This is a genomic window from Marinococcus sp. LNSP9103-4 (genome assembly GCF_056034345.1).
In genome coordinates this window covers 1-20,042 of the sequence record NZ_JBQLIA010000012.1, presented here as the reverse complement: position 1 = coordinate 20,042, position 20,042 = coordinate 1, and the positions used below count along the sequence as shown (strand labels likewise).

The 20,042-nt window shown below is 44.7% G+C and carries 23 protein-coding genes; 19 read left to right on the top strand and 4 right to left on the bottom strand.

Annotation, left to right across the window (positions count from 1 at the left end):
- Positions 1 to 47 precede the first annotated feature (47 nt).
- A complete protein-coding gene (locus ACTRXG_RS09755; protein WP_474284795.1) occupies positions 48 to 1,043 on the bottom strand; it encodes a lipoate--protein ligase in 996 nt (331 codons plus the stop codon).
- A gap of 305 nt (positions 1,044 to 1,348) precedes the next feature.
- On the opposite strand from ACTRXG_RS09755, the gene ACTRXG_RS09750 reads away from it, so the two are divergent.
- The 15 genes from ACTRXG_RS09750 (at position 1,349) to ACTRXG_RS09680 (ending at position 13,790) form a co-directional block, all read left to right on the top strand.
- Positions 1,349 to 2,056 carry a phosphoadenylyl-sulfate reductase gene (locus ACTRXG_RS09750; RefSeq protein ID WP_462864886.1) on the top strand — a complete coding sequence of 236 codons (708 nt, stop codon included), beginning with the start codon at positions 1,349 to 1,351 and terminating at the stop codon, positions 2,054 to 2,056.
- A gap of 29 nt (positions 2,057 to 2,085) precedes the next feature.
- Complete coding sequence (sat, locus tag ACTRXG_RS09745) at positions 2,086 to 3,234, top strand: sulfate adenylyltransferase (protein WP_474263503.1); 1,149 nt, start codon at positions 2,086 to 2,088, stop codon at positions 3,232 to 3,234.
- Positions 3,235 to 3,251: 17 nt separating this feature from the next.
- Entirely contained in the window at positions 3,252 to 3,863 is a 612-nt protein-coding gene (gene cysC, locus ACTRXG_RS09740) for an adenylyl-sulfate kinase (RefSeq protein WP_474282550.1), read from the top strand.
- A 76-nt stretch (positions 3,864 to 3,939) separates the two neighbouring features.
- A complete protein-coding gene (gene cobA, locus ACTRXG_RS09735; protein ID WP_474284794.1) occupies positions 3,940 to 5,397 on the top strand; it encodes a uroporphyrinogen-III C-methyltransferase in 1,458 nt (485 codons plus the stop codon).
- A 12-nt stretch (positions 5,398 to 5,409) separates the two neighbouring features.
- Positions 5,410 to 6,162, top strand: a complete 753-nt coding sequence (locus ACTRXG_RS09730; protein ID WP_474284793.1) for a sirohydrochlorin chelatase — start codon at positions 5,410 to 5,412, stop codon at positions 6,160 to 6,162.
- Positions 6,155 to 6,610 (top strand): precorrin-2 dehydrogenase/sirohydrochlorin ferrochelatase family protein, encoded by a 456-nt coding sequence (locus ACTRXG_RS09725; RefSeq protein WP_474284792.1) that lies wholly within the window; start codon positions 6,155 to 6,157, stop codon positions 6,608 to 6,610. The genes ACTRXG_RS09730 and ACTRXG_RS09725 overlap by 8 nt, the downstream gene beginning before the upstream one ends.
- Positions 6,611 to 6,685: 75 nt before the next feature.
- On the top strand, positions 6,686 to 7,504 hold the full coding sequence (locus ACTRXG_RS09720) for an aldo/keto reductase (protein ID WP_474284791.1): 819 nt from the start codon (positions 6,686 to 6,688) through the stop codon (positions 7,502 to 7,504).
- A gap of 170 nt (positions 7,505 to 7,674) precedes the next feature.
- Positions 7,675 to 8,364, top strand: coding sequence for a TspO/MBR family protein (locus ACTRXG_RS09715; protein ID WP_474284790.1), 690 nt, complete (start codon positions 7,675 to 7,677; stop codon positions 8,362 to 8,364).
- A gap of 180 nt (positions 8,365 to 8,544) precedes the next feature.
- Complete coding sequence (locus tag ACTRXG_RS09710; protein WP_474284789.1) at positions 8,545 to 9,855, top strand: lysine N(6)-hydroxylase/L-ornithine N(5)-oxygenase family protein; 1,311 nt, start codon at positions 8,545 to 8,547, stop codon at positions 9,853 to 9,855.
- A gap of 56 nt (positions 9,856 to 9,911) precedes the next feature.
- Positions 9,912 to 10,502, top strand: coding sequence for a ribonuclease H1 domain-containing protein (locus ACTRXG_RS09705; protein ID WP_474284788.1), 591 nt, complete (start codon positions 9,912 to 9,914; stop codon positions 10,500 to 10,502).
- Between the two features lie 16 nt (positions 10,503 to 10,518).
- Positions 10,519 to 11,535: an LLM class flavin-dependent oxidoreductase gene (locus tag ACTRXG_RS09700; protein WP_474284787.1), complete on the top strand. Its 1,017-nt coding sequence runs from the start codon at positions 10,519 to 10,521 to the stop codon at positions 11,533 to 11,535.
- Positions 11,536 to 11,599: 64 nt separating this feature from the next.
- Positions 11,600 to 12,115: a type 1 glutamine amidotransferase domain-containing protein gene (locus tag ACTRXG_RS09695; protein ID WP_322525983.1), complete on the top strand. Its 516-nt coding sequence runs from the start codon at positions 11,600 to 11,602 to the stop codon at positions 12,113 to 12,115.
- A 139-nt stretch (positions 12,116 to 12,254) separates the two neighbouring features.
- Positions 12,255 to 12,806 carry a peptide-methionine (S)-S-oxide reductase MsrA gene (msrA, locus tag ACTRXG_RS09690; protein WP_474263525.1) on the top strand — a complete coding sequence of 184 codons (552 nt, stop codon included), beginning with the start codon at positions 12,255 to 12,257 and terminating at the stop codon, positions 12,804 to 12,806.
- A complete protein-coding gene (gene msrB, locus ACTRXG_RS09685) occupies positions 12,793 to 13,236 on the top strand; it encodes a peptide-methionine (R)-S-oxide reductase MsrB (RefSeq protein ID WP_474263528.1) in 444 nt (147 codons plus the stop codon). The genes msrA and msrB overlap by 14 nt, the downstream gene beginning before the upstream one ends.
- A 104-nt stretch (positions 13,237 to 13,340) precedes the next feature.
- Entirely contained in the window at positions 13,341 to 13,790 is a 450-nt protein-coding gene (locus ACTRXG_RS09680; protein ID WP_322525980.1) for a ferritin-like domain-containing protein, read from the top strand.
- A gap of 151 nt (positions 13,791 to 13,941) precedes the next feature.
- Here ACTRXG_RS09680 and ACTRXG_RS09675 read toward each other — a convergent pair whose 3' ends face one another.
- Positions 13,942 to 14,103 carry an FbpB family small basic protein gene (locus ACTRXG_RS09675; protein WP_474263530.1) on the bottom strand — a complete coding sequence of 54 codons (162 nt, stop codon included), beginning with the start codon at positions 14,101 to 14,103 and terminating at the stop codon, positions 13,942 to 13,944.
- Positions 14,104 to 14,319: 216 nt separating this feature from the next.
- On the opposite strand from ACTRXG_RS09675, the gene ACTRXG_RS09670 reads away from it, so the two are divergent.
- Both ACTRXG_RS09670 and ACTRXG_RS09665 read left to right on the top strand, forming a co-directional pair.
- Entirely contained in the window at positions 14,320 to 14,745 is a 426-nt protein-coding gene (locus ACTRXG_RS09670; RefSeq protein ID WP_474263532.1) for a hypothetical protein, read from the top strand.
- A 153-nt stretch (positions 14,746 to 14,898) separates the two neighbouring features.
- The gene (locus ACTRXG_RS09665; protein ID WP_474263534.1) at positions 14,899 to 15,699 is read left to right on the top strand and encodes a VLRF1 family aeRF1-type release factor; all 801 of its coding nucleotides are present in this window, start codon (positions 14,899 to 14,901) and stop codon (positions 15,697 to 15,699) included.
- Positions 15,700 to 15,834: 135 nt separating this feature from the next.
- Here ACTRXG_RS09665 and ACTRXG_RS09660 read toward each other — a convergent pair whose 3' ends face one another.
- Together ACTRXG_RS09660 and ACTRXG_RS09655 are read right to left on the bottom strand one after the other, a co-directional pair.
- The gene (locus ACTRXG_RS09660; protein ID WP_474284786.1) at positions 15,835 to 17,367 is read right to left on the bottom strand and encodes a gluconokinase; all 1,533 of its coding nucleotides are present in this window, start codon (positions 17,365 to 17,367) and stop codon (positions 15,835 to 15,837) included.
- A 27-nt stretch (positions 17,368 to 17,394) separates the two neighbouring features.
- Entirely contained in the window at positions 17,395 to 18,255 is an 861-nt protein-coding gene (locus tag ACTRXG_RS09655; protein ID WP_474284785.1) for a MurR/RpiR family transcriptional regulator, read from the bottom strand.
- A 218-nt stretch (positions 18,256 to 18,473) separates the two neighbouring features.
- Between ACTRXG_RS09655 and gnd the strand changes: the two genes are divergently transcribed.
- Both gnd and ACTRXG_RS09645 read left to right on the top strand, forming a co-directional pair.
- The gene (gene gnd, locus ACTRXG_RS09650) at positions 18,474 to 19,370 is read left to right on the top strand and encodes a phosphogluconate dehydrogenase (NAD(+)-dependent, decarboxylating) (protein WP_474284784.1); all 897 of its coding nucleotides are present in this window, start codon (positions 18,474 to 18,476) and stop codon (positions 19,368 to 19,370) included.
- 71 nt (positions 19,371 to 19,441) lie between these two features.
- Positions 19,442 to 19,945, top strand: a complete 504-nt coding sequence (locus ACTRXG_RS09645) for a tripartite tricarboxylate transporter TctB family protein (RefSeq protein ID WP_474284783.1) — start codon at positions 19,442 to 19,444, stop codon at positions 19,943 to 19,945.
- The last annotated feature ends 97 nt before the right edge of the window (positions 19,946 to 20,042 follow it).

Genomic DNA, 20,042 nt, shown 5'->3' with positions numbered 1-20,042 from the left:
ACGTAAAAAATGAGTAATTTCCCATTTTTACGAAAAAATCATCTGAATTAATAAATTAAGTCCACGACTTCATCAATGGAGATAGCTCCAAAATACGTATACAGATCAAACTGCGATAATGTTTTGTAGATGGCATCGCGTTCATATTTCGTACCCTGAAGTGCTTCCTGGAGATCCTCTACGTTCCCGGTACCAAAAAAGTCACCGTATATTTTCGTTTCCTGAATCACGCCTTTTTTTACGTTGAAGCGGATGTCGAGCATGCCGGCATCAAATTTTTTGCTGCGGTGTATATCAAAAGCCGGGGATCTGCCGTAGTTCCAGTCCCAGTTGCTGTAACGTTCCTCGGATATCTTATGAATTTCCTTCCAGTCCTCATCGGTCAGGCGGTACTGCTCGATGTCTTCGTCGCTTCCAAAAATATAGCGAAGAATGAGCTGTTTGAAGGCTTCTACGGACAATGGCTCATCCAAAAACTCATTGATATTTCCTACACGGCTCCGAATGGACTTGATCCCTTTCGAGCGGATTTTTTCGTCTTTTACATTCAGCGCAGCTACGACGTTTTCAATTTCTGAATCGAGCATCAGGGTGCCGTGGCTAAACATTCTCCCTTTTGTGGCAAACTGGGCATTGCCGGAAATTTTTTTCCCGTTCGCCTGTAAATCATTACGCCCCGACATTTCGGCCGGGACTCCTATATTATTCAAAGCATCGACGATCGGCTGAGTGAATTTTTGGAAATTTTGAAAGCTGTTGCCATCATCTTTAGTTAAAAAGCTGAAATTCAAATTGCCTAAATCGTGATATACTGCCCCGCCGCCGGAAAGGCGCCGTACCACCTGAATGTTGTGCTTCTCCACATAATCGGTGTTGATTTCTTCAATTGTATTTTGATTTTTCCCAATAATAATGGAAGGTTTATTTACATAAAAAAGCAAATACATTTCGTCTTTGTCGAGATCCATGTTTTTTAAAGCAAATTCTTCAATGGCTAAATTGATTCTTGGGTCATTAATGCCTTCATTATCAATAAATTTCATTCGTAACCTCCTAAAAATTGTGCGCTGAACCGATGCTGCTTTTAAAAGTAAGATCCTTTTATATTATGCCATAAATACTGATGTGAAAGCTAATGCTAACAGGAAATAGGATGACCGGGAAAATTCCCCTATGAATAATCCCTAGTTAAACGATTTGTATTGTTGACTTTGCAAAAGGAAGCCACTAAAATATACTGTAAGCTAATAAACCTGATAAACTTACTAAGGATTTCAAAGACTTTAAAATAAGATTTTCATTTTTTATAGAAACAGGTACAATATTAAAGTGAAAGGGATGGAAGCGCATGATAGTATATGATTCCCTGCAGACAAATGAATTGGAGCAAGTGAATAACGAAGTGCTGGAAGGAAAAAGTGCGCTTGAAGTTATCCGCTGGGCCTACGGCGAATACGGCGATGATTTAGTATACGCATGCAGTTTCGGAGCTGAAGGAATTGTATTGATCGATTTAATCAGCCAGGTGAAACCAGATGCAACCATCGCTTTTCTCGACACCCAGTTTCATTTTAAAGAAACGTATGATGTAATTGATGCAGTTCGTGATAAGTATCCGGAGTTAAATATTAAAATGCTGAAGCCGGAGCTTTCGCCTAAACAACAGGCGGCCCAGGAAGGCGATAGACTCTGGGAAACAGATCCGGACCGCTGCTGCAGTATTCGGAAGCTGCAGCCCCTCGAAAACGAATTGAGCCAGTACGGCGCCTGGATGTCCGGCCTGCGCAGGTCGCAGTCACTTACGCGTCGCAACACGCAGTTTGTAAACGAAGATAAGCGGTTTGAATCGATTAAAATCTGTCCTCTAATCCACTGGACGTGGGATGATATCTGGGCCTATATCGAAGACAACAGCCTTCCTTACAATGAACTGCACGAGCAGAATTATCCAAGTATCGGCTGTGTACAGTGCACTGCAAAGGTGCTCGAAGGCGAAGACCTTCGCAGCGGACGCTGGACAGGAAGCGGAAAAACAGAATGCGGCCTGCACCGCTGATGAATTAAGATGAAGAAGGGACGATGATCATGGCTTTAAGCACACCGCACGGTGGGAAATTAGTAAATCGTAAGGACTTGAACAAAGACGTTTCATCCATTCAAAAACAAATTGAGCTTGATGAGGTCGCTTTATCTGACCTTGAACTGCTTTCAAACGGAGCATTCAGTCCGCTTGAAGGCTTCATGAGCGAAGAGGACTACAACTCGGTGGTTTCTTCGATGCGCCTGGCGGACGGTACAGTCTGGAGTATTCCTATTACCCTTCCGGTTACGAAGGAAAAAGCGGAGGAATTGAAAGCAGGAGAGGAAGCCCTTCTGGTTTTTGACGGAGAAACGTACGGTACGATTGAACTTGAAGGATTCTATGCTCCGGATAAAACGCGGGAAGCAAGAGAAGTATACCGCACCGAAGAAGAAGCCCACCCCGGCGTAAAGAAAATGTACGATCGTCCGGACACGTATGTTTCCGGTAAAATTACGCTTGTAAAAGAAATCAGCCACGAACAGTTTGAAAACTATTATCTGGACCCGGAAGAAACGCGCAGCGCGTTTGAAAGCCGCGGCTGGAATACCGTAGTCGGTTTTCAGACGAGAAACCCTGTTCACCGGGCGCATGAATATATTCAAAAAGCAGCGCTTGAAACCGTGGACGGCCTGTTTTTAAATCCGCTTGTCGGAGCAACAAAATCAGATGATATTCCTGCCGATGTGCGTATGGAAAGCTATGAAACCATTCTTGATGAATATTATCCTGAGAACCGGACGTTTTTAGCCGTATTTCCTGCTGCTATGCGCTACGCCGGGCCGAGGGAAGCAATATTCCATGCCATGGTCCGGAAAAATTACGGCTGCACCCACTTTATTGTAGGCCGTGACCATGCTGGTGTCGGTGACTATTACGGCACGTATGACGCTCAGGAAATTTTCTCCGAGTTTACGTTTGAAGAACTTGGCATTCAGCTGCGCTTCTTTGAGCATTCCTTCTACTGCCTGAAATGTGAAAACATGGCAACAGCCAAAACGTGCCCGCACGACAAAGCTGACCATGTCATTCTTTCCGGTACGAAGGTGCGCGCCATGCTGACCAATGGCGAAATGCCTCCAAAAGAGTTCAGCCGTCCGGAGGTCGTGGAAGTATTAATCCGCGGCATGCAGCGCCAGACTTCCAATTCATAAACGACAGGAGGAAAACGATGGGGTCTAAATCCACCGATATCGTCTGGCACGATGCCTCGGTATCCAAAGAAGAACGTCAGGAAAAAAATAAGCATCAAAGCTTTGTGCTATGGTTTACCGGTCTTTCCGGATCCGGTAAATCCACGCTCGCAAACGCCGTTTCCCGGAAGCTTTTTGAACGGGGCAGCCATACTTACGTGCTCGACGGAGATAACGTCCGCCACGGCCTGAATAAGGACCTTGGCTTTTCTCCGGAGGACCGGACAGAAAACATCCGCCGCATCGGAGAAGTGGCAAAGCTGTTCGTTGACAGCGGCCAGATTGTCAGCACTGCTTTTATTTCCCCGTACCGGGAGGACCGCCATCAGGTGCGTGAACTGCTCCCGGATGGAGAATTTATCGAAGTGTACGTAGAGGCGAGCCTCGAAGCGTGTGAAGAGCGGGACCCAAAAGGGTTGTACAAAAAAGCCCGCTCCGGAGAAATTCCTTCCTTTACCGGGATCAACGCTCCCTATGAAGAACCGGAAAACCCGGAGCTCACGGTAAATACGGAACAAAAATCCATTGAAGAATCTGCCCAGGAAGTGGTGGACGCGTTAGTGAACTGGGATTACATCGAAGAACAATAAAGAAAGATACGTAGAGGACGCGGGCTGTAAAGCCGTGTCCTTTTTTACCATTTAATAAAGAGAAAGGAGGGGTTGGGTGGCAGCTGGAAAAGTGTATTTAGTAGGAGCAGGGCCCGGAAATGAAGGTCTTCTTACCGTGCGCGGAGCAGAGTGCATCCGGCAGGCGGACGTCATCTTTTATGACAGGCTGGTCAACCCGCTTCTTCTGGAACAGGCCCCGATTGAAGCGGAACGTATATACTGTGGAAAACTGCCGCAGAAGCATATTCTGCGGCAGGAAGTGATTCAGGAAATGATGGTGGAAAAAAGCCGGGAGGGAAAACGGGTAGTGCGTCTTAAAGGCGGTGACCCTGGTGTGTTTGGAAGAGTCGGGGAAGAAGCGGCCGTGATGGAGGAAAACAGTATCGAGTACGAAATTGTTCCGGGCATCACCTCTGGTATAGCTGCCCCGCTTTATGCCGGAGTACCTGTAACCCACCGCGACTATTCAGGAAGCTTTGCAGCGATTACGGCCCATACGAAAAAGGAAACTGGAGAGCCGGACCTGGACTGGGAACCGCTTGCCAAAAGCATTGATACAGTCGCTTTTTACATGGGGGTCAAAAACCTGCCTTTTATAACGAAGCGGCTCATAGAAGCGGGAAAGCCTAAGGATACGGCCGTGATGGTAGTCGAGTGGGGCACATACTCTAAGCAGCGGACAGTTAAAGGCACACTGGCAGATATCAATGATATTGTACAGAAGCATGCGATTGAAAACCCTTCGATTACGCTGGTAGGCAACGTCGTTAAAGCTGGACCGTCCTCCACCTGGTTTGAAGAGCTGCCATTGTTTGGCCGCTACATATGGCATGTGCGGACAACACCGGGTGCAGGCAGATGGAGCAGTGATTGGAAGAGTCAGGGGGCGGAGGTGTATGAAGGGCCGGTATGGGAAGAAACATTGCCGGAGCTTATCCACCTACAAAAGGATCTTCCCTATGATGAAATTGTATTTGAAACAGCCAGTGACGTTGAAGCGTTTGTGTCTCAGTTAAAGAACTGGCGTCTGGACCTGAGACAGGTAACCTGCCTTCTTACAGCCGCAACCCGCCGGGCAGAAGAAAAATGGAAGGACTACGGCGTTCTTCCCGAATTTCGCCCGAAAGAGCGGTGGGGACATACAGAGAGCGTTCATGCTATTGGAAGCGAAGAATGGATAAAAGAAATCGGTCCCGAGGCCAGCAGTGACATAGGGCATGTGTTAAAGAGTGCCGTGTCTTCAGATCATACACTTGAGCGGCTGCTGATGGATAACTCCATTAATACAGTGATTTTCCCATGTAAAAAAGCTGTCACTACAGCTGTGGGGAAAATCAATGACTTGTATAATGGAGACGCTGGCCGGTGGTGGTCGCAAAAAACGGTAGTGTGCATTGGTGAACGCACGAAAGAGCAGGCTGAAAAATACGGAATCCATGTGGATACGACAGCAGAGGCTTCGGCGGAGGCAGTCACTGCCTCTATTCAAGATTGCTTCAGCCCTATTATTTAAGGAGGAATGATCATGAAAGCTATTTTGTTTGTTGGACACGGCACGAGAGTCCCCGAGGGCAATGAACAGGTAAAAGCTTTTACGAAAAAAGCGGGAGCTGCTTTCCCGGATTACGAGCAGAGAACCTGCTTTTTGGAATTGGAAGAGCCGGATATCGTCACAAGCTCTGTTGAGTGCATTGAAAATGGTGCCGATACCCTGGCTGTTGTGCCGGTGCTTTTGCTTTCAGCCGGTCATATCAAAAAAGATATTCCTGAAGAGCTCGAAAAAGTACAGCAGATGCACCCTGAAGTAACTATTCAGTACGGGAACCCTTTTGGTGTTCATGACCGTATTAACGATCTTCTCCTGGACCGTCTCCGGGTAAAAGGATGGAGGCCGGAGGAAGAAGCAGTCATCCTGTTTGTAGGAAGAGGTGCAAAGGATCCCGGGGCAATCGAAGACTTTTACCGTATAGCCGGAGAGCTTGAGAAGCATACCGGCCGTTCGAGGGTGGAAACAGCTTTCCTGGCTGCCGCCGAGCCGGGGTTTCAGGAAAAAATGAAAGAGCTGGCTGAAGGAGAGCGGCCAGTATACGTTCTGCCATATTTAATGTTTGTCGGACTGCTCATTAAAGAGATGGACGAAGCAGCGGCCCACTACAATCAGGCCAAACCCGGGCATTTTACAAGGTGCGACTTTTTAGGGTTCGACGAACGGCTGCTTCCGGTGCTTGAATCCCGTGTCGCTGAAACACTTGAGAAAGACGCAGGCATTCATGTCTGACTTTCTTTTTCCGCTAGCTGTAAATCTGGAAATGAGGGAAACTGTAATCATTGGCGGCGGCAGTGTGGCGGAACGTAAAGCCGGCAAGCTGTTAAAGGCAAATGCTGCTGTAACGATTGTGGCACCGGAGCTGTCTGAAGGACTGAAAAAGCTTTGGGAAGAAAATAAGGTGGACTGGAAGCAAAAAATGGGCAAGCCGGAGGATTTGGAGAACGCGTGGTTGATTGTGTCCGCCTCCGGGGATAAATCAGCCCAGCAAATGATTGCGAGGAATAAGCATCCCTGGCAGCTGGTGAACGGTGCCGATAACCCTTCAATTGGTAATGTAGCTTTTCCAGCTTCGTTCATGGAAGACGGGGTGCAGATCTCCATTTCAAGCGGCAGCAATAAGCCGGCAAGCGTAAAGGAGTGGAAGCACTATCTCCAGCGTCTTGTAAAAAAACGGTGAATCCTGCAGGTGTAATTTAAAGAACAGCGGGTATACAGTAATAGTCACAGCATATACAGAAAGAAGGTATACAATATGGATTACGTAACTTTAAACAATCAGCTGCAAATGCCTCAGCTTGGCTTCGGTGTTTTTCAGGTAAGTGATGATGAAGCTGAACGGGCTGTTACTCACGCGCTGAACTCTGGCTATCGTTCTATCGATACGGCTATGATCTACAAAAATGAAGAAGGAGTCGGCCGTGCGATTAAAGCGAGCGAAATTCCGAGAGAAGATCTCTTTATTACGACAAAGGTATGGAACTCTGATCACGGCTACGAAAATACGCTGCAGGCATTTGACGCCAGCCTGGAACGACTGGGACTCGATTATGTGGATTTATATCTGATTCACTGGCCGACGCCGGCAAATGACGATTACGTAGAAACGTACCAGGCGCTTGAAAAGCTTTACGAAGACGGCAAAGTAAAAGCCATCGGCGTAAGTAATTTTGAGGTGGAGCACCTGGAAAGAATTTTAAACGAATGCACAGTGAAGCCGGTATTAAACCAGGTGGAATGCCATCCTTACCTGGCCCAGAATGAATTAAAGGATTATTGCAAAAAGAAAAACATTTATGTGGAAGCATGGAGCCCTATCATGCAGGGCGGAGAAGTGCTTGGTGATGAACACATTCAAAACATCGCAGAAAAGCACGGAAAAAATCCGGCCCAGATCGTTCTGCGCTGGCACCTGCAAAATGATACAATCATCATTCCGAAATCAGTGACACCGGAACGCATTGAAAGCAACATCGATGTGTTTGACTTTGAGCTTGAGGATGAAGATATGGCGACCATTAACCGTCTGGATAAAGGCGCACGTAAAGGGCCGAGACCGGCAGAAATTAACTAAAGAGAAGATGAATAATCCTCCGGTCAACAACGGCCGGAGGATTTTTTAAAATGAACATAACGTATATAGGCAGCTGAAGCAGCTGCGGCCAGGTCTTTTAATCAAAGGTGGGTGTTTATGTTTTCCGTTCCTTCCATGAAGCTTAAGCTTCTGAACGCTTTCGCTCTGCGGTGGTCATTGCTGTCAACGGGCTTGCCAACGCTCTGCCGTTAAACGGCCATACTACCGGAAGCATCTCGGACAGCCTCAATGTACTATTCACCCCTGCAGGCTATGTTTTTTCGATATGGGGCGTTATTTATCTGCTGATGATTTTGTGGGTGCTGCGTGCTTTTTTCGCAAAACCGACGGAAGAGCATATATATGCAGGCATCGGTTATACATTTATTCTGTCCTGTATATTTAACGTTCTGTGGCTTTTCTTATTTCATTATGAAATATTTTACGGGACGATGGCGGCTATTCTGGGCCTGTGGCTCAGCCTGGGTGCTATCTATATGAAAATTAAAACGAGCCCGCGCCGGGGGCTTCTGCTGATACCAATCAGTGTATATTTTGGCTGGGTTACAGTCGCTTCTATTACGAACATCGGTGTTGTACTTACAGCGAGTGATGTACGCGGGTGGATCATCGACGGCAGCTGGTGGACTGCTCTTGCGATTACTGCAGCTTCTGCTGCCGTGATTTTGTTTTATAGAAAAACGGGCGATGTTTTATATACGCTGGTATTTGTATGGGCGTTTACCGGTATTTTTGTGCAGCGCTGGCAGGAAGTAAATCTGGTAGCATGGACGGCGGCTGTGGCTGCATTGATTCTGTTTGTGCAGCTGTTTTTCCGTCCTAAAAGGAAATTCATTTAATTGTAATTATATTAAGTGATTAATATTAACAGAGGAAGGGAAAATAGAACTTGATTACAAAGTTGGAAATTCGTATAGAGACAAAGGTTTCCGGCAGCCTTTCAATACGGAATGGAAGTCCAGCGGAATTGCTGGACTTTTTGATTGAAGCCGGAAGTACTTAATTTAGAGGTGATCAGGTTGGAAAACAAACTTTATGATATAGCAGGAATCGGGCTTGGGCCGTTTAATCTTGGCATGGCCGCCCTGCTTGAACCAGTGGACGATATTGAAGCCGTGTTCTTAGATGAAAAGGATGAATTTGCCTGGCACCCGGGGATGCTGCTCGAAGGCACAGTGCTGAATTCCTCCTTTCTTGCTGACCTGGTAACTTTTGCCGATCCGACGAGCCGTTTCACATTGTTAAATTATTTGCATAAGCATAACCGTATGTTTCAGTTCTTTTTTAACAAGCAGCTGAAGGTGCCAAGAAGAGAATACGACTCGTACGGAAAGTGGGTGGCTGCCCAGCTTCCGTACTGCCTTTTCGGGCAGAGGGTGCTTGAGGTTGCTGACAGCAGCTGGGACGGAGTGTCCTGCTACAAAATTACGACGGAAAATACGGGCAGCGGGGAAAAGGAATATTTTTATACAAAAAATGTGGCAGTGGGAACAGGAGCAGCACCGATGCTTCCTCCTAATATTGAAAGGCAGCAGAGTGATGAGATTTATCATGCGGCCGATTATTCTTTTCGCAAGGAGGAGCTGAAGAGTGGAGACGAGGTCACCGTTGTTGGCTCCGGACAGAGCGCAGCAGAAATTTTCCATGACCTCCTGCAGGATCAGAAGCATTTTCATTATAAGCTGAACTGGTTTACCCGCTCCCCCCAGTTTTTCCAGGCCGAGGACGCGAAGGTCGCCCGCGAGATTTTTTCAACGGATTTTGTCGAATATTTCCGATCACTCGATATTAAAACAAGGCTCGAGACACTTCCGGAGCTCGACCATGCGAGAAAGGGCATCGAGCAGCCTACGCTTGAAAAAATATACGATCTTCTTTATCATCGTTCTATCGAACGGGAGGATCCAAATGTTGTGCTCCAGGCTGCCACTGAGCTGTCGGATATTCAGTCGGTGGAGGGGGGCTATCAGTTGAAGCTCCGTCAATGGCAGCAGGATAAAACGTTCCGCTGCTTTTCGGATAAAGTCGTGCTTGCCACCGGCTTTCAGCCGAGCGTCCCGGAGTGGATTCAGAATTACGGAGAGCTTGTGGAAAAGGAAGACGCGGACCATTACATGATTGATGATTATTATCGACTTCAGTTTAAGGACGGCCGTAATAATCATATATACATGCTCACAAATATCGATCATTCGCACGGCACAGCTGCGACGAATTTATCTTTATCCGTTGTAAGAAATCAAACAATTATTAATAATTTGTGCGGATTTGAGCGCTATCCGGTGCAGAAGGATACGGTATTCCAGCGCTTTTCAGCAAAAGAAGAATAAGAAATTGGGCGTCTCTGCTGGTTGGGGACGTTCTTTTTTCCTGGGGAGAGAGACAAATGGCGAAAAAGAAATGGTATGTAGTATGGAAAGGAAAAAATCCTGGGATTTACAGCACCTGGGCTGAATGTGAAAAGCAGGTCAAGGGGTTCAAAGGAGCGAAATTTAAGTCGTTTCCTTCATATGAAGAAGCAGAGACAGCTTTTAACGGCTCCGGAGGAAAACCTGAAGCTGAAAATGGCAGCTACATAATGGAAAGTATTTCTGTAGATGCCGGTTCCCACGGCAACCCGGGGCCGGTAGAATACCGGGGCGTCTATACGAAAACGGAAGAAATTGTGTTTGCCCATCCCGGGTTTAAAAAAGGCACAAACAATATGGCGGAATTTCTAGGGATCGTGCACGCGCTCCGGTACTTAAAAGAAAAGGAGAGCGGAATACCTGTATATTCGGACTCGGCGACAGCCATTGGCTGGGTGGAAAAGAAAAAAGCGAATTCGACGCTTGTTGAAGACGCGGACAGCCGGGAAATCTGGGAGGAGATCCGCCAGGCAGAAAAATGGCTGAAGGAGCATACGTGGAAGAATCCAATTTATAAATGGGATACAAAAAACTGGGGAGAAATTAAAGCGGATTATCAGCGCAAGTAAAGAAAGAAGGGAAACCGTGAAACTGAGTATACTCGATCAATCCATCATGCCCTACGGAGAAACGCCGGAAAAAACATTCGCCTGGACCGGGGAATACGCCCGTATCGCTGAAGAGCTCGGCTACCACCGGTTCTGGGTCTCTGAGCATCACGGCACAAAGCACATAGCCGGGAGCGCTCCGGAAGTATTAATTGCCCATCTGGCTGCATGCACAAAACGTATAAAAGTTGGCTCCGGTGCAGTACTGCTCCCGCATTACAGTGCCTTTAAAGTAGCGGAGGTATTTGAAGTGCTCGCTTCGCTCTACAGAGATCGTATTGATCTCGGTCTGGGCAGGGCGCCGGGAGCCATGCCAAACGTTACAAGGGCGCTTCACGAAGGAGGGTCAAGGAATGCAGCGAGGTATCCTGAACAGCTGAAAGAGCTGCTTACTTTTTTATCCCCGGAAGGCAATAAATACGAAGGGCTGTATGACTACGCTCCGGTGACGCCCCGGGCTCAGGTGAAGCCGGTAGTCTGGATTCTAGGCTCAAGCCGGGACAGTTCTAAAACAGCGGCAGAAAACGGCCTGCCGTTTTGCTTCGCTCATTTTATTAATCCGGACGAAGGCTTTCAGGCAGCTGATTATTATCATGAACATTTTCAGCCCTCGAGCATCTGTCCGGCTCCTTATTTTATGCTGGCGGTTTCGGCGCTCGCAGCAGAGTCCGAACAGCAGGCGGAAGAATGGAGGGCGGTAAGTGATTACGTTTCCTCCGTGACGGCTAAGGGACTCGGACTGCTCGGTATACCGTCGTATGAAATGATTAAAGAAGTTACGTATATGGATGAAGAAAAAGACATGTTTCAAAAAAACCGGTATCATAACGCGGTTGGAACGATAGATCAAGTGGAGGAAAAGCTCAAATGGCTTGAAAAAGCTTATGGTGCTGAAGAAATTATGACTGTAGGCATGACCCCGTCATTTGAAGAAAAGGCCGCTTCGATGCGCCGGATTGCCGACCGGTTTAAAATAAACGGCCGCCAGGTTTAGAATGAGCAGGGACTTGGGTAAACTTATCTGTGTGACTAAAGATTATATCCAGGAAAGGTGATATATGATGAGTAAAATAGCAGTAGTCCTTACAGATCTTTTTGAAGATGTGGAATTCACAGACCCGAAAGAAGCATTCGAAAAAGAAGGTCATGAACTTACCGTAATCGAAAATGAGAAAGGCAAAACCGTTACCGGTAAACAGGGAGAAGCGAAAGTAACCGTCGACGCTTCTATTGAAGACGTGAAGCCGGAAGATTTTGATGCACTTCTTATTCCAGGAGGATTTTCTCCGGATCAGCTTCGCGGCGATCAGCGATTCGTGGATTTCGCCAAATACTTCATGGATCATGATAAGCCGGTATTTGCAATCTGCCACGGTCCGCAGCTGCTTATTACAGCAAAAGCGCTCGAAGGCCGTAATGCGACAGGATTTAAATCCATTCAGACAGATATGGAGTATGCGAAAGCGAAGCTTCATGATGAAGAAGTAGTCGTTTGCAACAACCTGGTTACAAGCCGTGAGCCAGATGACATCCCGGCATTTAACCGCGAATCTCTGAAACAATTAGCAAAATAAGACCGAGAGGCCGGCCGTAGAGCTGGCCTTTTGTTATTGAATGAGATGAACGGAAGAGGATTCAGGGTGAGCACATAAACAGGAAATCAAATGAAGAAATGTTATAATTAACAGTAAATGAGAGATTGGGGTGAATATTATGGCAGAAGAACAAAGTACGAAGCTTGCCACCTTTGCTGGGGGATGTTTCTGGTGTATGGTGGGCCCTTTTGAACAGGAGGAAGGTGTCTACGATATTATGTCGGGATATACCGGAGGTCATACAGAAAATCCGACGTACCGGGAAGTATGTTCAGAAACTACCGGTCACGTAGAAGCTATTCAAATGAAATATGACCCATCGGTGGTATCTTATGAACGGCTGCTTGAAATATTCTGGCGCCAGATTGACCCTACAGATCCGGGTGGTCAGTTTAATGACCGCGGGGAATCCTATACGACGAATATTTTCTACCACGATGAAGAACAGCGCAGGCTTGCTGAAGCCTCCAAACAGGAGCTTGATGAAAATGGCCCGTTTGAAAAACCTGTGGTAACGAGAATCAGGGAAGCCGGGGTATTTTATCCGGCCGAAGAATATCACCAGGATTATCATCACAAAAATCGTTTTCACTATATGATGTACCGGAAGGGCTCCGGCCGTGAAGGATTTATAAACAATTACTGGAGTGAGCAGAATGAGCACCAATAAGAAATACAGTACAGAAGAACTGAAACAGCGGTTAACCCCGATACAGTATGAAGTAACTCAAAATGATGCCACCGAGCGCCCCTTTGAAAATGAATACTGGAACCATAAAGAGGAAGGCCTGTATGTAGACGTAGTTTCCGGAGAGCCTTTGTTTAGTTCAAAGGATAAATTCGATTCCAACTGCGGATGGCCAAGCTTTACCATGCCTTTAAAGGAAAGCGAAGTTAAAGAAAGCTTTGACGATTCTTTAGGGATGAGAAGAACGGAAGTCCGCAGTGACGAAGCAGATTCCCACCTTGGACACGTATTTCCGGACGGGCCTGAACCAACAGGTTTACGGTATTGTATCAATTCGGCTGCCCTTAAATTTATCCCAGTTAATGAGCTTGAAGAGCAGGGTTACAGCGAATATCTATACCTGTTCAAATAAAAAAGAGGTTTTTTCAGCCTGAAAAAGGGTAAAATATACTTTGGAAGGCTACAACTATGAGAAAACATCAATTGCACTAAACAGACGACAGGAGGAATTTATTCATGGAACGCGTAAGAGAAAACGATCCTAAAGTACAGGAATTAATCGATGGACTTAACGTCGACTTAGCACACGAATATGCAGCAGCTATTATGTATACAAACTATGCAGCTGTGGTTTCCGGCATTCACACACCAATGCTCAGACCACTGTTTGAAGATGAAATCGGTGACGAGCAGGGCCACGCTCAATACCTGGCTTCTAAAATTCGTACACTTGGCGGTACACCGACCACAAAGCCTGCTGACGTGAAGCAGACATTCCAGGTGCGCGAAATGCTTGAAGCAGCGCGTGACGCTGAAGCAGACACAATTGAGCGCTACACAAAACGCGCCCAGCAGGCAGAAGAGCTGAACATGATCGAGCTTCAAAACAAACTTGAAGACCTTATTTCTGATGAGACCGGTCATAAAGAAGAAATTGAACGGATTCTCGAAGACTCCGATCTGTAAAATACAGAGGGAAAAGCCGCCGAAAGGCGGTTTTTTTATTGCAGGAAGGTATGCTTACGGATTTATTTAACGAAAAATTCCAAAAATTAAAGGAGACAATATATAAGGATGGCATAGAAATATCTGGAGGGGTGCCATCCTTGCAGCGCTATTAGTTGGCTCGTTTTTTAGTGGCCGGGCGGACATAGACTTCTTTGGATTTTTTTTCGTCAAGCCTGCGGTCTATAGAATCAAGTGCCTGTTTGTTGCCCTTGAGTTCATTTTTATTTGCTTCCATTAAGTCTTCAAATGAAAGTCTCTGCGGTTTTCTCATGCGGACATCTTCCTTTCTTTCTATTATACTCCTGCTGACAATTAGTTTACCCTATATTACTCGTTTGACAAACCATAAAATCATGAAAATGTGATCAAAAGCACAATAGTTTCCTGATAGGTAGATTTTTTTTGATAAGATAAAGTAAAAAAGAATAAATTCATGTAAAATGTGGTATAGGTAATAATATATGCAGAGTCGAAAGGATGGATAGTGATGGCAGAGGAAAATGGAAACACAGCACTCAAAATTGGTTTAATTCTTGGAGGCGTCGTCTCCGTTATTGTTTTGCTCAGTACACGTAAAACCCGTTCCCCTATTGTAGAGGGCACGAAACAAACAGCTTCCACACTGAACAACACCTCCCAGTTTCTTTCAGAGAACAGGGAATCAGTCATTTCTACATTAAGAGAAACGTCAAATTATTATTCTGAGCTGCTCCAGTCAGCAAGCACAGATATCCAGGAAATCGTCAACCGGGTGAACAGTCTGAAAGAAACATTGATGAAAGCAAAAACGACGACGCTTGAAACTACTGGTGAATTAAAAGAGCTAAAAGAAGAAAGTACTGCTATTGAAAGCAGCTCTTCAAACAACAGCTCAGGTCAGCTGCAGAGTGCTGACAATACCCAGTCCTCTTAATAAAAAAGGCAGGTTCTTTCATTTGAACCTGCTTTTTTTTATTGGTTTGAAAATATTATTGTATTTGACGTTTATCGTTCCTGTTCGAAGGAAATACACTTTGTAGAATGGTAATTGAATAGTTAACACAGTCACGGAAAGGGGTAACAGACAATGGGAATTACGAACAATTTAAAACAGCTGAAAAATAAAGAGGATGAATATGGTTTTGTGTCCTTTTATTTGAACACCGATATTGGTGAAGGCGGCCAGCCTAGCGAAGAATGGAAGATTAAATACAAAAAGGCTGTTAACGGCTTAAAGCAGTACGCAGACAAGAGCGAAACAAAAGATGAAAAAAATGCGATCAAAAAAATTACCGATGATATCGAAAAATACATTGAGGACCATCGTTCTGATCTGCAGAAGAGTGTTATTATCTTTGCATCCGGCGACGGATCTACTTGGGAAGCAGACATTTTTCAGGTGCCGGTGGAGACAGAAGTAATGTGGGAGCCAACGCCGCAGACCGAGCAGCTCGAAAAACTGGAAAAAACGTTCCCGCCTACAGCGATTCTTCTTACAAACAAGCAGGATGTTTACCTGATCGATACCTCGATGGGCAAAATCCGCGAAGAAATGCAGTTCCACTGGGACGTGGACAGCGAGGACTGGCAGGAGTATAAAGGTACAGCATCAGCTGACCGTACGGCTGCAGGTTCTACACAAGTGGATAAAGTTCAGCAGCGTTTTGAAGAAAATCGCCACCGCTGGTACAAGAGCCTGGCTCCTGTCATCAACAAACAGATGAAAAACCGCGGTCTTGATACAGCATATATTATCGGCGATAAAGAATATGCTAAAGACCTGGAAGATAACATGGGTGGAAGAGTGGAAGAAGTCATTAATAAAAACTTGATTTCCACTCCAACGCATGAAATCCTAAATGAAATTTATCCTGAAAACGTACGCTAAGTTTTGTCACTAAGGGTTTGAAGTTTAAAAATCTATTTATGTTTTGGCCGGACACGGAGGAAATCTGTGGCCGGCCTTTTGCTGTAAACAAAGGGAGTTATATTATAGGAAAGCAGAAAAAAAGGAGCATTCGAATTATTTTTGCAGAGCTGATATTTGGGAAAAACTGAATTGTAATTGGTCATACAAGTTTCGATATATTTCATACAGCGGCTGGTAGGTTTCGCTTAATGTCTTATCCGGTACAACTAACTGATTCATTGGAATATATTCTTTTATAGAAGCTAAATCTTCTGCTTCCCCCATGGCTATCATACTTAACCAGGCCGCACCCCATGCAGAGCTTTGGTGAGAGACGGGGAGGCGGATTTCCTGCTGAAAAATATCAGCCGCAATTTGCACCCATAAAGGAGAGCGGGCAAAGCCACCACTTGCATATAAGTTCTGAGTCGTCAAAGATAAGGAAGTCATAGCTTCATGTATACTATATAAACTGAAAATAATGCCTTCTAGGCTGGAACGGATGAGGTCGGCCTGCGTGTGGTTCACCGATAAACCTATGTAAGCTCCCCGGGTATTTGCATTCCAGTATGGAGCTCGTTCACCATGAATACATGGGAAGCACAGCAAACCATTTGCTCCAGGAGAAGCAGTCTCCGCTGCTTTAGTGAGTGAATGATAAAGCGAGTTTTCTAGCGTTTTGTTTTTTTGTCTATTTTCAGTGTATAACAAGTGTTTCAACCACTCGAGTATGTTCCCTCCATTATTCGTGGCTCCACCTACGAGCCATTCTGTGTCAGAAACTCTGTAGCAGAATGTTCGCTGGTTTATATCAGTCAGAGGGGCATTCGTCATTTGACGAATTGCTCCACTTGTACCGATAGTAATGGCTGTATGATTAACGTTCAGAACCCCTAAACCAATATTTGCGAGGGCCCCGTCTGACCCCCCTGCTACAAATGGAAGAGAGACAGGTATCCCTATTTTTTCAGCTACACCACGATTCATTCCGTGAAATGAATAAGTTGGTTTTACCGGGGGAGATAGTTGCTCTGCCTCAATACCTGCTAAACGCAGAGCTTCTTTATCCCAAGTGCTTGTATGAATGTTGAACATTCCTGATGAAGAAGCCGTAGAATAATCAACGGCTGCGATTCCAAACCAGCGTCCAGTGAGAAATTCTTTAATCGATACAAATCGGTCGGCCTGCAGGTAAGGTTCATATTTATTTTCCTTCATCCATAATAGTTTTAGCAAAGGAGACATGGGATGAATAGGCGTACCAGTTTTCTGATATATTTTTTCCGCTTCTGGTGTTACTTTTAACTTGTCAACTTGTTCTACACTTCTTCCATCTGCCCATATAAGAGAAGGCGAGAGTGGTTGCCATTCTTTATCTATAGCAATTAATGTATGCATCGCTGATGATAGGCCAACGGATAAAAGTTCTTCCCCTTTAATGTCAGCGCTTTCAATTGCAGTATGCATTGCCTTAATAGCGGCACTTTCAATTTCGACTGGATCTTGTTCTGCCCAAGTTACTGCCGGACGTCGAATTGAGTATGCAATTTCTTGTTCTGCAACGACTTCGCCTGTTTGCATAAATATAACGGCTTTTATACTGGTGGTCCCTATGTCTAACCCCATTACATATTTTTTATTCCCCATTCGAGCATCCCTTTCTTAAAAAACGACTTAGATTCTTTTTTTTGCGATGGCTTGTCTCATTTTAGTGAGAGACTGCTGCATTAATTCTTTTTTGCCGATACTGACATTTACATATAAAGCATCAATCAGACTCAATTGAGCCAGTCTTGAAGACAAAGCTTCTGAACGATAATCGGTTTCCTGGGAAACAGTATATAAAGGGAGATCTACGCGTTCACTCAACGGTGATTTTGCCAAGGTTGTAATACCGATAGTTGTTGCTCCCTGCTCTTTAGCAGTGTCCAGAACCTGTAAAATATCCCGATTAGCTCCAGAGTGTGAAATTAATATTACTGCATCTTTTTCACTAAGTTGGGAAGCCGCCATTACTTGAAAGTGAGAGTCACTGTGGGAATAAACCGGAATTCCGGTTCGCATAAACTTATGATGGGCATCAAGAGCAATGACGCCCGAACCTCCATTTCCATAAAACTCTATTTTGTGTGCTGAAAGGAGCGCCTCTACTGCCTGATTAAAAGTGTCTTGGTTTAAGACAGAAAAAGTGTCCTCCAACGACCTGACGTTTGCTTTAAATACTTTTTCTGCCACAAGCTTGTAATTGTCTCCCTCCTGAATCGTTTCGTGAATATCAGTAATATTATTGTCAGTGATTTCACTGGCGAGAGCTATTTTCATTGCTTGATAGCCTTTGAAACCAATGCGCTTACAAAAACGAAAAACTGTGGCTTCTGCAACGTCAAGTGTTTCTGCAACCTGGCTGATAGTCGAATGAATTATTTCTTCAGGTGATTCCAAAATATAATCTGCAATTTTTTGTTCCTTTTTTCGAAAGTCTGGATACATCGCCCGTATGCGGTGTTTACAGTGGGAAGCTTCTGAAGAAACCATAATATCTACTCCTATAACAGTGGTTTAAATTTCCTCTATAATTAAGAACAAGGACTTTAAGGAAATATAAGCTAGCATAAGTAATTATACATAGTATATAAGAAAAGGAAAAATAAAAAATATTTTTTCATTTTTATTATTGAAAAAGAAATTTTTTATATTATAATAAAAAGAGAAGAAAGATAGAAAATGTTCTGAAAATTATAAGGGGTGAAAAAATGGAAGTAGGGTTAATTGGTCTGGGGAAGATGGGGTACAATCTTGCACAAAATTTAATAGAGCATCAGCATACAGTGATCGCAAACGATGTAAATGAAACTGTCATTAACCAATTAGAAGAAGAAGGCGCCGTGGCAGCTTATTCTATTCCCGAGCTTATAGAAAAAATGGAAGCACCTCGTCATATATGGCTGATGGTCCCTGCTGGAACAATTACTGAGCAAGTGATAGAAATAGTAACTCCGCTACTCGACGCAGATGATGTCATTATAGATGGCGGAAATTCAAATTATAAAGAATCGCTGAAAAGAGCTGAATCACTGCAGGAACGAGGAATTCATTTTCTGGATGCGGGGACGAGCGGTGGTATTGATGGGGCCCGGCATGGTGCATGTATCATGATAGGAGGCACCCAGAGAGCAGTGAAAAGACTGGAGCCTGTCTTTGAAGATATAACTGTAGAGAATGGTTTCCACCACGCAGGTGAGCCTGGAAGTGGGCACTTTCTTAAGATGGTACATAATGGTATTGAATACGGAATGATGCAGGCCATTGCAGAAGGGTTTGATATTCTTAGTAAAAGTCAGTTCGACTATGACTATGAAGAAGTGGCGCGCATGTGGAACAACGGTTCAGTGGTTCGTTCCTGGTTAATGGAATTAACTGAGAGCGCTTTCTCCAAAGATCCTCAACTTGACAGTATCCGTGGAATTATGAATTCTTCAGGTGAAGGAAAATGGACGGTAGAAACAGCGCTGGATTTAGAAACTCCTGCTCCAGTTATTACATTGGCGCTTATGATGCGCTTTCGTTCTCAGGAAGACGATACTTTTACTGGCAAAGTAGTCGCAGCGCTCCGAAATGAATTCGGAGGCCACCAAGTTGTTAAGCGCTAAAAACACGACGGTGGATTAAAGGATTTCTATATAAACATTATCTTATTAAAAAATGAATAGGAAGGGGGAGGATGATGAAATCAAGTTATGTATTAGGCGCCGTTTTAATTTTGTTTAGTGCGCTTGCCTATACAAGAACGCTGAATATGCCTTCTGAAGCTTCTTTATTTCCAAGGTTAATACTTTTTAGCATGGCTCTTACTGGTATTTTAATGATCGTAGATCCGTTGTTAAGAAATCTGTTTTCAAAAAAGAAAAGTACGTCAGCGGACACTGGCACCTCTACTGAAGCAGCAGGTCTTACGAAGGAAATATTATTGTTTAAGATTGTAATTCCCGGGTTGATTTTGTACGGAGCTTATTTGCTTTTACCATTGTTAGGTTTCTATGTTGTATCATTTCTCGTTATTATAGTGGTTTACTTTTATCACACATATCTATCGGAAAAAGCAAAAGCAACACCTAAGCATGTAACAAAGGGCCTGGTTTTCGCGGTAGGGGTAGTGGCAGTTATGTATTTATTCTTTTCTGTACTTATCGGCTTGCCAACACCAGTTGGGACTTTTTTTGAATAATAATGTAAACGCTTTAATTGCGCCGATTGTAAAATTAAGCTAGACAACGAAAAAAATCACTCGTGATACACTCAAGATGAATTTCCGACCAAAGAAA

What these genes read in the sequence shown, in the direction of transcription:
- msrA (WP_474263525.1), top strand. Translation starts at nt 12,255, where the DNA reads ATGGCAGAAGAACAAAGTACGAAGCTTGCCACCTTTGCTGGGGGATGT.
- ACTRXG_RS09755 (WP_474284795.1), bottom strand. Translation starts at nt 1,043, where the DNA reads ATGAAATTTATTGATAATGAAGGCATTAATGACCCAAGAATCAATTTA.
- ACTRXG_RS09695 (WP_322525983.1), top strand. Translation starts at nt 11,600, where the DNA reads ATGATGAGTAAAATAGCAGTAGTCCTTACAGATCTTTTTGAAGATGTG.
- ACTRXG_RS09730 (WP_474284793.1), top strand. Translation starts at nt 5,410, where the DNA reads ATGAAAGCTATTTTGTTTGTTGGACACGGCACGAGAGTCCCCGAGGGC.
- ACTRXG_RS09665 (WP_474263534.1), top strand. Translation starts at nt 14,899, where the DNA reads ATGGGAATTACGAACAATTTAAAACAGCTGAAAAATAAAGAGGATGAA.
- ACTRXG_RS09680 (WP_322525980.1), top strand. Translation starts at nt 13,341, where the DNA reads ATGGAACGCGTAAGAGAAAACGATCCTAAAGTACAGGAATTAATCGAT.
- ACTRXG_RS09750 (WP_462864886.1), top strand. Translation starts at nt 1,349, where the DNA reads ATGATAGTATATGATTCCCTGCAGACAAATGAATTGGAGCAAGTGAAT.
- cysC (WP_474282550.1), top strand. Translation starts at nt 3,252, where the DNA reads ATGGGGTCTAAATCCACCGATATCGTCTGGCACGATGCCTCGGTATCC.
- sat (WP_474263503.1), top strand. Translation starts at nt 2,086, where the DNA reads ATGGCTTTAAGCACACCGCACGGTGGGAAATTAGTAAATCGTAAGGAC.
- ACTRXG_RS09670 (WP_474263532.1), top strand. Translation starts at nt 14,320, where the DNA reads ATGGCAGAGGAAAATGGAAACACAGCACTCAAAATTGGTTTAATTCTT.
- msrB (WP_474263528.1), top strand. Translation starts at nt 12,793, where the DNA reads ATGAGCACCAATAAGAAATACAGTACAGAAGAACTGAAACAGCGGTTA.
- ACTRXG_RS09660 (WP_474284786.1), bottom strand. Translation starts at nt 17,367, where the DNA reads ATGGGGAATAAAAAATATGTAATGGGGTTAGACATAGGGACCACCAGT.
- ACTRXG_RS09720 (WP_474284791.1), top strand. Translation starts at nt 6,686, where the DNA reads ATGGATTACGTAACTTTAAACAATCAGCTGCAAATGCCTCAGCTTGGC.
- gnd (WP_474284784.1), top strand. Translation starts at nt 18,474, where the DNA reads ATGGAAGTAGGGTTAATTGGTCTGGGGAAGATGGGGTACAATCTTGCA.
- ACTRXG_RS09655 (WP_474284785.1), bottom strand. Translation starts at nt 18,255, where the DNA reads ATGGTTTCTTCAGAAGCTTCCCACTGTAAACACCGCATACGGGCGATG.
- ACTRXG_RS09725 (WP_474284792.1), top strand. Translation starts at nt 6,155, where the DNA reads ATGTCTGACTTTCTTTTTCCGCTAGCTGTAAATCTGGAAATGAGGGAA.
- ACTRXG_RS09675 (WP_474263530.1), bottom strand. Translation starts at nt 14,103, where the DNA reads ATGAGAAAACCGCAGAGACTTTCATTTGAAGACTTAATGGAAGCAAAT.
- ACTRXG_RS09705 (WP_474284788.1), top strand. Translation starts at nt 9,912, where the DNA reads ATGGCGAAAAAGAAATGGTATGTAGTATGGAAAGGAAAAAATCCTGGG.
- ACTRXG_RS09645 (WP_474284783.1), top strand. Translation starts at nt 19,442, where the DNA reads ATGATGAAATCAAGTTATGTATTAGGCGCCGTTTTAATTTTGTTTAGT.